The 12,009-nt window shown below is 64.6% G+C and carries 12 protein-coding genes and 4 tRNA genes; 6 read left to right on the top strand and 10 right to left on the bottom strand.

Features of this window, described 5'->3' with window-relative positions:
* Nucleotides 1–54: 54 nt before the first annotated feature.
* The 6 genes from AB0H76_RS06995 to AB0H76_RS06970 form a co-directional block, all read right to left on the bottom strand.
* Nucleotides 55–531 (bottom strand): hypothetical protein, encoded by a 477-nt coding sequence (locus AB0H76_RS06995; RefSeq protein ID WP_357318463.1) that lies wholly within the window; start codon nt 529–531, stop codon nt 55–57.
* Nucleotides 532–641: 110 nt separating this feature from the next.
* Nucleotides 642–1,331: a class I SAM-dependent methyltransferase gene (locus tag AB0H76_RS06990; RefSeq protein WP_357318460.1), complete on the bottom strand. Its 690-nt coding sequence runs from the start codon at nt 1,329–1,331 to the stop codon at nt 642–644.
* Nucleotides 1,332–1,466: 135 nt separating this feature from the next.
* Entirely contained in the window at nt 1,467–3,395 is a 1,929-nt protein-coding gene (locus AB0H76_RS06985) for a TerD family protein (protein ID WP_357318457.1), read from the bottom strand.
* Between the two features lie 477 nt (nt 3,396–3,872).
* Entirely contained in the window at nt 3,873–4,991 is a 1,119-nt protein-coding gene (locus tag AB0H76_RS06980; RefSeq protein ID WP_357318454.1) for an AraC family transcriptional regulator ligand-binding domain-containing protein, read from the bottom strand.
* Nucleotides 4,992–5,093: 102 nt separating this feature from the next.
* Nucleotides 5,094–5,528: a hypothetical protein gene (locus AB0H76_RS06975; protein ID WP_357318451.1), complete on the bottom strand. Its 435-nt coding sequence runs from the start codon at nt 5,526–5,528 to the stop codon at nt 5,094–5,096.
* 85 nt (nt 5,529–5,613) lie between these two features.
* Nucleotides 5,614–6,003, bottom strand: coding sequence for a hypothetical protein (locus AB0H76_RS06970; RefSeq protein ID WP_357318449.1), 390 nt, complete (start codon nt 6,001–6,003; stop codon nt 5,614–5,616).
* 182 nt (nt 6,004–6,185) lie between these two features.
* On the opposite strand from AB0H76_RS06970, the gene AB0H76_RS06965 reads away from it, so the two are divergent.
* From AB0H76_RS06965 to AB0H76_RS06955, 3 genes are read left to right on the top strand one after another with little or no spacing between them, the layout of a single operon-like run.
* Nucleotides 6,186–6,503 carry a hypothetical protein gene (locus tag AB0H76_RS06965; protein WP_357318446.1) on the top strand — a complete coding sequence of 106 codons (318 nt, stop codon included), beginning with the start codon at nt 6,186–6,188 and terminating at the stop codon, nt 6,501–6,503.
* Complete coding sequence (locus tag AB0H76_RS06960) at nt 6,500–8,266, top strand: alpha/beta hydrolase (RefSeq protein ID WP_357318443.1); 1,767 nt, start codon at nt 6,500–6,502, stop codon at nt 8,264–8,266. Before AB0H76_RS06965 ends, AB0H76_RS06960 begins: the two co-directional genes overlap by 4 nt.
* The gene (locus AB0H76_RS06955) at nt 8,263–8,883 is read left to right on the top strand and encodes an LppA family lipoprotein (RefSeq protein ID WP_357318441.1); all 621 of its coding nucleotides are present in this window, start codon (nt 8,263–8,265) and stop codon (nt 8,881–8,883) included. The genes AB0H76_RS06960 and AB0H76_RS06955 overlap by 4 nt, the downstream gene beginning before the upstream one ends.
* A 25-nt stretch (nt 8,884–8,908) precedes the next feature.
* Here the strand turns inward: AB0H76_RS06955 and AB0H76_RS06950 are convergent, their stop codons facing one another.
* The 4 genes from AB0H76_RS06950 to AB0H76_RS06935 form a co-directional block, all read right to left on the bottom strand.
* A complete protein-coding gene (locus AB0H76_RS06950) occupies nt 8,909–9,304 on the bottom strand; it encodes a hypothetical protein (RefSeq protein WP_357318438.1) in 396 nt (131 codons plus the stop codon).
* Nucleotides 9,305–9,342: 38 nt separating this feature from the next.
* Nucleotides 9,343–9,945, bottom strand: coding sequence for a hypothetical protein (locus tag AB0H76_RS06945; RefSeq protein ID WP_357318435.1), 603 nt, complete (start codon nt 9,943–9,945; stop codon nt 9,343–9,345).
* Nucleotides 9,946–9,970: 25 nt separating this feature from the next.
* On the bottom strand, nt 9,971–11,122 hold the full coding sequence (locus AB0H76_RS06940; protein ID WP_357318433.1) for a hypothetical protein: 1,152 nt from the start codon (nt 11,120–11,122) through the stop codon (nt 9,971–9,973).
* 152 nt (nt 11,123–11,274) lie between these two features.
* Nucleotides 11,275–11,349 (bottom strand) — tRNA-Val (locus tag AB0H76_RS06935).
* A 375-nt stretch (nt 11,350–11,724) separates the two neighbouring features.
* Between AB0H76_RS06935 and AB0H76_RS06930 the strand changes: the two genes are divergently transcribed.
* The 3 genes from AB0H76_RS06930 (at nt 11,725) to AB0H76_RS06920 (ending at nt 11,979) form a co-directional block, all read left to right on the top strand.
* Nucleotides 11,725–11,796, top strand: a tRNA-Gly gene (locus AB0H76_RS06930).
* A 36-nt stretch (nt 11,797–11,832) separates the two neighbouring features.
* A tRNA-Cys gene (locus AB0H76_RS06925) sits at nt 11,833–11,903 on the top strand.
* A 1-nt stretch (nt 11,904) separates the two neighbouring features.
* Nucleotides 11,905–11,979, top strand: a tRNA-Val gene (locus AB0H76_RS06920).
* Nucleotides 11,980–12,009: the final 30 nt, after the last annotated feature.

Below are 12,009 nucleotides of genomic sequence, written 5' to 3'. Positions count from 1 at the left end.
GTCGGTAACGAACTGCGTCGACACGCTGGCCAGCGCTACTTCGCCGAATTCTCGCTAGGGGACGTCGTGCATGATCATCGGCGGATGCCCGCCGTTCCAGCCGGTGATGCCCACCAGCCCGGGGACGAAGGCGCTGATACCGACGACGCCCGGGCCGGTGGCCAGATCCAGCGAGATCACCTCGCCCGGTGCGCCGGTAGCGCGCAGGAAGACGTTGTGCTCACCGATCCGCACGCCGTCCAGCAGGTTGTCGGTGGCCCGGGACCAGCGCACCGTCACCCACTGCTTGCACTCGGCCGAGGATCCCGTGGCGCCGCCCTGCACGCCCAGTGGTTGCACGTGCACGGCGATGCGGCCCGGCCGAGCCGGATCGGTCTCGGCCCAGAGGCGGTAGTCGAGATAGCAGAGCCCGGTGTCGCCGATGGCATTACCGAACTGATCCTGCGGACTTCCCGGCTTTTCCACGGCGGACGCGGTACCGATACCGCAGAGCGCAATCGCGGCGCTCAGGACAAGGACGACGCTTCGCATAGGATTCCCCCGATCGACTGGGCACTGCGCCCATGGTTTCCGACGGGGAATGCTGACCAATACCCACCGATGGCTAATAACTGGCAATCAGTATGTCAGGTCGCCCGGCGTCACCGAATCGCGACCACCACGGCATCGGTGACCGACCGCCACGCCACTCCGCTTTCCGGGAATCCGGCCTCGGCCAGTTTCTCGGTGTGCCAGGCGACCGGATGGGTCACGCCTTTGACGTGGTCGTCGAGAATCGCCCGGCTGGCGGCGTAGACGGCACTCAGCCGCGGGTCGGCGGCGACCAACGCCCACCACTGTTCCCAGTCGACCGCCCCGGCCGCCCGCGCACGCGCCTCGTATCCGCGCCGCGCCGTCTCGTCGATCGCGTTGAGCAGCGGCGTCTCCGGATCCGGCATGTGATCGGCATTGACGAACACCCCGCCGGGCCGCACCACCTTGGCCAGGTCGGCATAGAGCCGCGCGAGCGGATCGGGCTGCATCCAGTGCAGGGCAGTGGCCGTCAGCACGGCGTCGAACGGTTCGCCGGCCAGGTCATCGGCCCAGCCCGGCTGCGACAGATCCGCGGTCACGAAGGTGATCCGCCGATCGCCCTCGAACGAACCCCCGGCGATCGCCATCAGCGTCGGATCCATATCCAACGCAACCGAATTCGCCTGCGGCAGGCGCGCGAACAGCCGCCGGCTGATACTGCCGGTGCCGCACGCCAGATCGAGCACCCGCGGATTCGGCCCCACGGCCGCCTCGACCACATCGAGCATGACCCGGAATCGCTCCTCGCGATCGGGCATATACAGCTCCTGCTGCCGATCCCAACTCTGTTGCCACGACTCCCAGTCCACGAATTCCTCCCGATCGAATGCGGCTGTCCATGAGGGCAGCCGACCTTATCCCGGGAAGCGGGGGGAAACGCGGGCAGCGCGCCGCTACTCGCCCGGCTCGGGCTGCACCGCCTCGGGCTGCTTCGGCGCGGCGGGTACCCACCCGCGCAACGGCTGCACCACCGTTCCGTAGAAACCGTCCGTCGCCGCGGTCACACTGGCGATGAAGCTGGCCGCGGTGCCGGAGCGCCGGCTGCCCATCGGGAACGCCCGCTCCAGGGTGAAGGACACGATCGCGCCGGACCGATCCGCGGTCAGGGCCTTGGGATTCGCCCGCACCGTGCTGAGATGTTCGCAGGCTTCGTTGCCCGCCTCGGCGAACACCGCCTCGACCTGCACGTCACCCGGTGCGTCCGAAAGTTGCTTGAGCAGCCAGGACACTCGGCGCCCGGAGGTGCCCTCGTTGGGCGCTTCGAGCGTGGTGCGGCAGCGCACCCGATTGGTCCGCATATCGGCGATGATCACGAGATCACCCGCGGTGTCCGGGATCTGGAGCACCGCCTCGAACGTGCCCTCGGCCGCGAGCCGCTCCGCGACGGCGGCGTTGCGGGCCGCCGGATCCGCGCGATGCCTGCGGGGCAGCGCGTGTTTCACCGTCACGCCGAGTTCGGCGGTCAGCCGCAAGGCCAGGTGCCGGGACAGCGACACCCAGGATTCGGCGACCGAAAGCCCCTTCGCGTCACCGGCCCGCAGGGTGCCCGCGGTCACCGCGTCGCGAACCGCGACCCAGTGCCGGCCCGTATCGTCGAACTCGGCCGCGCCGGAGCGCGGATGCTCGAGATAGCGCAGGAACTCACCCAGGATCCAGGCGTGCAGATCAGTGTCGATCCCGCCGTGGGACAGCAGCATTCGCGCCTCGTGCGCCACCTCCGCCCAGGACAGGTGCCGCAGCGCGACCTTGGCGAGTTTGCGGCGATCCACCTCGACCGGCAGCTCCCCGGGACCCGCCGGGATGTCGTTCGACAGGCTGATCACCGTGTCGTACTTCTTCTTCCGCGCCACGTCGAGATAGTTCTCGAGCTGCTCGCGCCGGAGTTTGCCGTTGCCCGTCTTGATTTCGAGCAGCCCCGTCCACACCCGGCTGCCGCGCACCACTTTCAGCACGGCGTCCGGAATGACCTTCGACTCCCCGCGCTCGTACTGCACCTCGACATAGCCCTCGAAAGCCCCGGCGGGAGCGCCCATTCGCGCACACAGCGCCCGCGCGAACGGCCGCACCGCCTGCATCGTGGCGATCAGCGCGGAGGTGGCGCGCCGCTCCTGCTCCTCACCGGACCCGACGCCGACCACGGAGAACAGCCGCGCGGTCTGCCAGGTGTCCTGCTCGGCCAGCTTGAACTCGATCGGTTTCGTCTTCTTCGCGACCTGCTTGCTGGTGCGCACACCGCGGCGGCGCGCCGGCGCGCGCTCCTTCGGCGCCTCCTGGACCACCGGCTCCGCGGGCGCGGCCTCGTCCTCGACGTCGACGCCGAAATCGGTAGCCAGCCCCGCCAATCCGGAATCCCAGCCCTGCCCCACCGCCCGGACCTTCCACACCCCGTCCCGGCGATAGACCTCACCGAACAGGAATGCCGACTCGGTGGTCGCGTCCGCGGTGAGGTATTCGGCCAGGGTCTGCCCGGCGCCGTCGACGACACAGAACGCGATCTTGCCCAGCTGCCCGAAGGCGCCGTCGCCGACACTGCCCGCGAACGCTATCGCGTGCACCTCGGCGGGAACGGCCGACAGATCGATGGCGATCCGCGCCTGCGCGCCCGATTCGAGCGCGCTCTGCCCGAGGAAGCGCACCGCGCCGTCCGTCGACTCCGGCTGGTTGTAGAAGACGAAATCGCTGTCGGACCGCACTTTCCGGTCCGCGCCCAGGAGCAAGGCGGACGCGTCCACGTCGATCTCCGACTCGGCCCACCCGACCACGACGTCGACGCGTTCGACATCGTCGGGAAGCGCGACATTCTGGCCTTTGGCAAGTATCAACGACGCAGCCCTTCTAGATTTCGAACACTCGCGATGGCAAATCGGGGCAACCCGCGACCCCTGCGACGGCATCCCACATCGGCCGTGCGACAAGGGATTCGGCGGACCGCGACCTCCCGTTACACCGGGATCGGGCAGGTTTCGAACGCGTCTCGATATCGCGAAAGCCGGACGAATTCAGCGCCGCGGATGCTCACCGCGATCGGCGCGCGGTTAGGCATGTTTCGCAGACTTTGGCACGTTTCGCCCTAGGTGGACGAGCACTCCACGACACAGACTGGCCGGGATGGGTGTGGCTCGCCAGGTTGCCGTGGCGCGTGGACGCGCCCGCAAGTCGTCAGGTCGGGGTCCCAACGATCACCTGGAGGTGCTGTGTCCAGCACGCGTGAGAGCGCGACCAGCTTTGTCATCGCAGCTCTCGAGTCCACCGGCGCCGCAACCGCCGCGGACTTCGATATCCCCGGCATCGTCGCCAAATCACACGCAATCGTGGAGGGCTGGGACTTCAGCCAGCTCGAACGCAGCACCTTCTGGAACATCGCCGCCAGCCATCTGAAGTTCTGAGGGCAGCCCCGGCGCGAACGCCGCGTCGGTGGCCACCGCCCAGCGCAACGCGGTTCGCCGCCAGCCCGTGCTGTCGCTGTACCCGAGCAGACGCGCCTGATCGGCTCGGCTCAGCGGCCCCGCGTCCGTCGCCAGCGTCAGCCGCGCGCACCGCGCCCGATCCAGCTCCCGCCGCCACGTCGTCCCCGACTCCGCCAGGCGGCGCTGCAAGGTGCGCGGACTGGTGATGAGCCGCCGCGCCACCGCCTGCAACGACACCTCCCCCGCCGCGAGCTCCTCACCGATCGCGACGGCGACCCGCTCCGGCCACGCCGACGCCGCCGGCGGTGGCGGCGGCAGCACCGCGGCCAGCGGTTGCAGCACACTGGCCAGCACCGGATCCGCGGTCCTGAGCGGAATATCCATATCGGTGGCGCGGAACGTCAACGCGTCCTCCGCCGCGCCGAAATCGATACGCGCGCCAGGGAACACCTCCCGGAACGCATCGAGGTTGCGGGGTGCGCGCTGACGCAACGAAACCCGCACCGGATCCAGCGGCGCGTCCACCAAACGACGCGCCCGAGTCAGCACCGCCGTCAGCCCCCAGACCTGCGTGTGATCCCGCGCCCGCCCCTCCCCGTCCAGCATCTCCAGACTCAGTTTCGCCCCGCCGCCCGCCGCGTCCACCAGATCGAAACGATGATTCGTGGTCACCGCGCTGACATACGGCCCACACGTCGCCAGCCCCGCACCCACCGTCGGCGCACTGGAAAACAGGTAATCGAACAGCCCCGTCGCCTTGAACTCGTACCTGGCCCCGATCCGCAACGCCACCGCCGGATCATCCAGCCACCGCCCCGCGACCTCCCACAGCCGCCCGAACGTCTCACTGGGCATATAGACACCGGGCCCGGTCAACGCCCACGCCGGCACCCCACACTCGCGAATCAGCCGATCGCGGTCCAACCCCGCCGCAGCCAACTGCGCGATGACGAAACGATGCAACAGTGTCTGGTCAGTTGCCAACCCACTCGCTCCATGACGCCGGCCCATGCGGAAGAAGATAGTCCTTGACGTTGCGGCGTTTGGGGGTAGGGCCAAATATCTTGTACTACAAGATCGTTGGGAGCGGGGCGCTGACCAGGCAGTGCGGGGTCAGCACGCAGCTCGGACGAACACCCGTGCGTCGGAACCGTTGTCGTGCAGGACAACCCAGCGTGGTGGTGTCTGATTCGGCTCCACCAGGTGGATGTTCCCGGCCTCGCTCGCCAGCAGATCGTCTTGACCGCTTCCCTGCCAGAACGATTCGCGCCACCTGGGCGGGACGCCAGGGTCGAACTTCGACAGTACGGAGCGCTGTTTGAACTCTTCGATTCCGGCAGCCGGGATGTCGACGACAGCTTCCGCTATCGCGTCCCCGGTCATGACCTCGCGGCGGTACCAGATCAGGTTCACGTCGTCCGGGAAAACGAAGTTCCCGCATTCGGAGACCTTGCGCAGTTTTTCGGAATCGTCTTCGGAGCAGGCCGTGGACAGAGTGAACAGCGCGCACAGCGCGATACCGACCGGCAACCAGCGCCGCACCTTCACAGCGTTGTTTCCCCTTCCGAAAATCGGCCCTCGGGCAGGTTTCGATAGGACGGACACCCACGAATCCGAGGCGAACACCACTTCACTACTCCAGCCAGGATTTGCGCTGGTAATAGCGGTCCATCTCCTCTTCCTCCTCATCGCTCGGCTGGCGTCGATCGATGGGTTCGACCGGTGGCGGTACAGCAGCCGGCCGTGGCGGTGCTGGTGGATAGTCCGGCATGTTCGGTGCAACCACCGGCGGCGGCGATGTTCGGAGCGGTTGGTTCAGAGCGTCGGTGCCGCGCTCGGTGAGTGCACGCAACCGTGGGTCGTTCTCGATGGCGACGATCGCGGCGGCGATCGCTTTGCGGGTTTCGGCGACGGCGGCGGATTGGACGCGGACGATTTCGGCGGCTAGGGCGTCGGGAGCGAGTTGGCGACCGAAGTCGGTCAGGTGGACCGCGCGGAGAGCGCCGTCCGACGTGATCTCCATGCTCAGATACGGGCTCTCGGTGCCCTGCCCACCGCCCCGTAGCGCTGCCTGGAGGTCGTCGATCTGCCCACTCAGGGGGTCTATGTCGGACATATGAGCAATTGTCCCTACTCGTGTTTCACTACGAGGCCAGCTTATAGTGGCCCGGAAGCCGCACATCAAATGCGCCGAGGGGGACATCCGTGGGCGATTTCGACGATCTCGTGCTGGACAAGGACGCTGCGCGGACACTCGCCGACGGGCTCGGCACCGCCGGCCAAGAAATCCAAACGGTCGGCAACGGCGGGGCGCTGGCCGACGGACTGCTCGAAGGCCTCCCGGGCGCTGACACACCAACCGCATGCCAGGTCGCCGCGAAGTCAGCGGACAAAGCCGTGGGTGCGGTGGCCACGGCGCTGATGGAGATGGGCGGGACCGCGGTCGCGGCGATCATCGCCATGAAGCAGAAGGACGAAGCCAACGCGAAAGCCGTCGAGGCGGCAGGCGAGGGCATCAGATGAGCAAGAACCTCACCGTGTCCGAGGTCCTGGCATGGAAGCCGGAAACTCTCAGCGCGCAGGCCGCCGAATGGACTCGCCAGGTGGGCGAGCTGCGCACCCGCATGGACGCCCAGTACCGAGCGGTCGAGAATTCCCGCGACACATGGAAGGGCAAGTCCGGTGACGCTATGCGCGACAGATTTACGAAGGTGCGCACCAAGTGGTTACAGGTGATCGAGGCTCTCGAAAAGGGAAGCACCACCGCCACACTGGCGCAGGCGAGCTTCGTATCCGCGAAGGCGAAGGTGCAGTCGTCCAAGTCGACCGCTGAGAGCAAGCTGCTACAGGTCGACGCGGACGGCACCTGCACCATTACCGAGCAGGTCAAGCAACGCATCTATTCCGCGGTCAACGGTGACTCCGATCGGTACAGCACCGCGATCAGTGCCCTTATCGTCGACGCCGACGCGCAGACCGCCGCGATGAAGCAAGCGCTGGAGTACGCAGCCCAGGTCGATACCCACACCAAACAGGGCATCGAAGCAGCGTTCGCGAATTTTCCCACGGCGGAATCGTTCGGAAACGGCTCTCCGACAGTGACAATCACCAAGGAACCGCCGAAGAACGGAACCCCCGAAGACAACAAGAACTACTGGGAGTCGCTGACAGCCGCGGAGAAGGAGGAGATCCTGCGAACCCAGCCGTCATCGGTCGGCAGCCTCGACGGGGTCCCCGCGGACGTCCGCGACAAGGCCAATCGGGCCGTACTCGACACTGAGCAGGCCCGGCTCGAGCGCGAGGTCAAGGCTTTGAATGCCAGAGTCGCGGACAGTCCCGATGACAGTCGAGCATTGCAGGAGCGTAATGAGAAGCAGCGCCGCCTCGACGACGTCAACAAGATCAGCGAGGTCGTGAAGGATGCCGACCGGAAGCCGCAGCCGAAGTTGCTGGCGCTCGACGTGAATTCTGGCAGGCAGGTGCGGGCAGCAATCGCCGTCGGAGATCCAGACAATGCCGACCACATCTCGGTGGCAACGCCGGGGTTGGGTACGACCGCCGATTCTTTGGGCGGGATGGTCAACGAGGCCCAAACCCTAAAAACCGAGACGGAGCGGCAGTTGGACAAGGCAGGACGCAGCACCGAGTCGGTGGCCACGGTGGCCTGGCTGGGCTATGACCCGCCGCAGAAGAATGCCGCCGACATCGTCAACGTCGGCCTGGAGGGTCGAGCGAACGAGGCGGCGAAACCCCTCGCACAGTTCTACGAGGGCCTGGAAACCGCGAGCAATAAGAACGATCCACACATCACAGCGCTGGGGCACTCCTACGGGTCGCTGGCGACCAGTCAGGCCCTGCAAGAGAATGGCAAAGCTGTCGACGACGTCGTTTTCTACGGTTCTCCCGGGCTCGGTGGCGATATCCCTGTTCCGACTTCTGTAGGGCCCGGATGGCAAGCCACTGGTTTGAACGACGAGGTCGAGTCGGCCCAAGACTTGGGTCTCAAACCTGGGCACGTGTATGCGATGAATGAACATGACGACCCCGCCGGTCACTTGAACAGCTTCGGTCGAAGTCCGACTCATATGCCGTGGGTCACCGAGCTGAGTACCGAAGAGATCACCGACGGGCAATACAAGTTCCCGCAGGGCTCAGGGCATGCAAGCTACCCCCGGACCCCCGATGGCGACAACCCGAACAGTCCCCTGCATCGCAGTGGATATAACCTGGCCGCTGTCGTTGCGGGCCTTCCTGGCAATGCGACAAATCCGAGTAGCCAGCGATGAAGACCCCGGCAAAGGCAATCACCATAGGTTTGGTGGCGGTTGCTCTATCGATCGTGGTGGCCGTCATCGGAGTGGCCTTATTCTCGTGGGGAGCAGCAGAGTTGTCGGACCGAAATGACAAGCCAACGACAGAGCAGGAAACTGCGGCCGCGGCGCGGGTTCTGGTACAGCGCCCGCCCATGGAGGAGACGAAACAGCAGCTGGAATCCACGGTCATGGAGATCGCTGCCGTGGCCTCCGAGTTGGCCCCGGAGATGCGATGGGGCTGGAATCGCGACGAAACCAGTTCGCGGTGCGGCAAACCCTACGACATGACACGCGGGTACTCCGTCACCCTGCGTAACTATGTCTCCAGCACCCCGATTCCCGAACCAGTGTGGCCCACCTTCCTTGCGCGTGTCTCCGACATCGCAGCGAAGGCCGGCGCCACTGTGCCGTCGACCATGCAGAACACTCCTGACGCAACCGGCACGCCCGCAAACCATGACGTCTGGTTCTCCAACCAAGAGAATGGGACCCTCATCAAGGTCGGAAGTCAGAAGGCTGCGGTCATTTCCGCGACCACAGGGTGTCGCCTCGATCGTGCCGACTTCGCCAATCCGATCAGGGGGAAGTGACGGTCCTTAGTCGGACCACACGCCTTCAGCAGGCCGCTCGAATAAATACTCGTCGTGAGTCGCCACCACTGTCGTGGATTACGACCCACCGTCTCGGGTCGTGGTAGCCCTCTACGAGATGCTCATTTCCAGCGTCGGCCGCCAGTAGATCCACCACTCCGGTGTCCTGCCAGTAGGGCTTCCAGTCGGCCGGAACCCCCGGGCTGAATTGGACGAAGCCGGATCGGCTCTTGAAAGCATCGACATCACTGGCCCGCATGTCTACGACGGCAACCGAAGTTTGACCTCTGAAGATCTCGTCCTGCTTGAAGTAGACGGATTCGACCTCGTCCGGAAGGAAGATTTCCGCACACTCGGACAGGCTGTTCAGGTCGCCTGACTCATCGGCGCATCCGCCGACGAGGGAAAGCAGCACAATCATGCTTGTAGCGAACAGAATCGAGCGATGTACGCCTCGCGTCAGATCATTCCGGACCAATGCTCAACTCCTGCCGTTTCCCCGTGGACGCGGAAACTTCTCGCCCACCCAGCTTCTTCGAGCTGTCTCATCTCATTGTTGATGTCTACCCCGATATTCAGACTCCCGAATTTCGGCTTCAACTTCTCGAAGTTGTAATTCTCATGGATGTAGACCTTGTAGGTGATCTCCGCCCGAAAACCACCATCTGCCTCGTAGACAGTGGTATCGCTCCCGACTGCTACGTCGAAGTGGCCCAATGCATTCTCGACATCCTCGTTTTCAGTAGGCCCCGCACCCACCCAACCCGTGGATATGTCTCGATTCTTGACGCCGATCTCCGGGTTTTCCCGAGCCTGGCTCTTGATCCAGCCCAAACAGCTTTCGATCTTACCTTTGACGTCGTCGGTCTCGACTGCCTTCTTGAAGTTGGAGTCGCTGATTTCGTAGATGAAACCAGCATCGTTGTTGCCCAGGTAGTGGCCGAGGAGATCCTCGGCGAAGTCCCACCCGCGCGCCTCGAACCACGCTTGTGCGGCCGCCCCGTCGACGCTGTTCGCGGCGGCGGTCGCTTTGTCCGCCAAGCTGGTCTTCGATCCGTACACCGCTTGATTCTTTTCCGGCGGCGGATCAGGTGGTCGCTTCAATTTGACTCACCCACCACACGTTGTCTCCGAACCCGTATCGCCTCGCACCCAAGTCTGCAACCACCTTTGCTGGAATTTCGAATTCGCTTGATGTGAGGGCCGGCACTGTACGACCGGGCGAATAATCCAACGCTCGGGAAAGCGTGGTAATTGCAGAGGAGATCGAGTCCTGCCGCGATGTGGCCGCTGCCTTCATTGCGTCGACCGCCGCTACGATCTCCGCCTTCCGCGCATCCAGCATCGGCCGATCGATCAACTGCGCCAAAGATCCCAGCGGAAGAGTGAAGTTCATAAAGCTCATCGGCTGCGTGATGGCATCAGCCAGCCCCACGGCCTGGTTGTACACCAGGCGCTCCAGCAAGGCGCCGCCGTTCTCGACGATTTTCGCCACCGCCTCCAGATCGGAACTGCGACCGGCCACCGACTGGACCAGCCTGCCCGAGCTCTCACCAAAGGCTCGAGCTGCCTCGCCCGACCACAGCCGCTGCAGCCATTGGCTTCCGCCGGTGAGGTTCTGCGAGGCCACGAAGTCGTTGATCTCGATAAGACCGATCCGTTTACCAATCGCTTGCAGCGCCTCCCAATCCGCCTCGAGCGGGGAGAGATAGTCTGCCGCCGGTCGCATGCCGATCGCCCGGCTCAGTGGTTCATCGAACATCGAGATCGCCTCGATACCCGCGCTCACCACTTGACGCACTGTGTACTGGGCTTCCTCTACATCAGCCAGGGTGGGGAGCTGTAAACCACTGAACCGGTTGACACCTTCGGAGCCGCCCTGTTGGGCAGATCCGGCTCCAGCACCGAAAGCGCTCGCCGACACCGCTGACAGCGCATTCGCGTTCGACCCGTCCGTCGCTTGGTACTTGCCGGCAGCGGCGCTGAGCCCGTCCGCGAGAGTGCCGATAGCGGTTAGATCCAGCTTCTGGGCGGCAGACACCGCGGTCTGAAACTTCTCCAACGACGGGGACAAGGTCGACAGGAGTCCCGCCGAGCCTTTCGGAAGTGCCACACCCGGCAGCAGTTTGGCGGCGTTGGATGAGAACGTGGTACCCAGATCCTGGAGGTCCAGCTTGAACCCAGCCAGGCCAGCCAGGTCCACGGTGAAGTCATCCACACCGACACCGCTGGAAAGCATTGTGCGGTAATAACATTGATGCCCCCTCGTTCTGCTGCGCAGTTTACACAGCTGACCGCCCCAAGGCCGCTCGTACCTGCGAGCATCCCCCTGCTCCAGGCTTATGAAAGCAAAAACACCGCGCGAGTGCGCGGTGTTTTGATGGACGCTTATGGTGGTCCTAGCTGGTTTCGAACCAGCGACCTCTCGCGTGTGAGGCGAGCGCTCTCCCGCTGAGCTATAGGACCGAGACGGGGGTGTTCAGGGCCGTTTGGGCGGCGTTCCGAACGAGATGGAACTTTAGCATGGGGCACCCGGGAGTCACCAAATCGCCACTCGGAGGTGGTGAAACACAGTGCGACGCTGGGGTGGCGTGGTTTACGTGAGGGACGCCGAGCGGGGGTAGCAGAGAGAGGTTGCATGGAGCCGGAGGCCTGGCCGGGTGCGCGCACCGACCTGAGAGGAGTGGCCGGCGCGTTAGGTACTGGTTCAATCCCAGTGACGCGAAGGTTAACTACATGCGTGTCATTTACCCCATCTGACCTGGCGATTTGTTGCTTACGCAGGTGGTCGGCTAATGTTCTCTCTCGTCGGAGGGACAGCCGAAAGGCGCCTGAGATAATGCGGATGTGGCGCAGTGGTAGCGCATCACCTTGCCAAGGTGAGGGTCGCGGGTTCAAATCCCGTCATCCGCTCGAGAGGTAGGGCATTAGCCTTTCCCCTTTTTGTACGGTGGAGTGGCCGAGTGGTGAGGCAACGGCCTGCAAAGCCGTGCACACGGGTTCGATTCCCGTCTCCACCTCGCGCGATTAGCTCAGCGGGAGAGCGCTTCCCTGACACGGAAGAGGTCACTGGTTCAATCCCAGTATCGCGCACCACCGTACGACCAGATCAGCCCCGGTATCCAC

Source organism: Nocardia sp. NPDC050712, assembly GCF_040654295.1.
In the GTDB taxonomy this organism is placed as follows: Bacteria; Actinomycetota; Actinomycetes; order Mycobacteriales; family Mycobacteriaceae; genus Nocardia.
This window is presented reverse-complemented; position numbering and strand designations above follow the sequence as displayed.

Excerpts from the sequence above, each read along its gene's own strand:
- AB0H76_RS06995 (WP_357318463.1), bottom strand. The coding sequence starts at position 531 with ATGCGAAGCGTCGTCCTTGTCCTGAGCGCCGCGATTGCGCTCTGCGGT.
- AB0H76_RS06990 (WP_357318460.1), bottom strand. The coding sequence starts at position 1,331 with ATGCCCGATCGCGAGGAGCGATTCCGGGTCATGCTCGATGTGGTCGAG.
- AB0H76_RS06980 (WP_357318454.1), bottom strand. The coding sequence starts at position 4,991 with ATGGGCCGGCGTCATGGAGCGAGTGGGTTGGCAACTGACCAGACACTG.
- AB0H76_RS06970 (WP_357318449.1), bottom strand. The coding sequence starts at position 6,003 with ATGGAGATCACGTCGGACGGCGCTCTCCGCGCGGTCCACCTGACCGAC.
- AB0H76_RS06960 (WP_357318443.1), top strand. The coding sequence starts at position 6,500 with ATGAGCAAGAACCTCACCGTGTCCGAGGTCCTGGCATGGAAGCCGGAA.
- AB0H76_RS06955 (WP_357318441.1), top strand. The coding sequence starts at position 8,263 with ATGAAGACCCCGGCAAAGGCAATCACCATAGGTTTGGTGGCGGTTGCT.
- AB0H76_RS06950 (WP_357318438.1), bottom strand. The coding sequence starts at position 9,304 with ATGATTGTGCTGCTTTCCCTCGTCGGCGGATGCGCCGATGAGTCAGGC.
- AB0H76_RS06940 (WP_357318433.1), bottom strand. The coding sequence starts at position 11,122 with ATGCTTTCCAGCGGTGTCGGTGTGGATGACTTCACCGTGGACCTGGCT.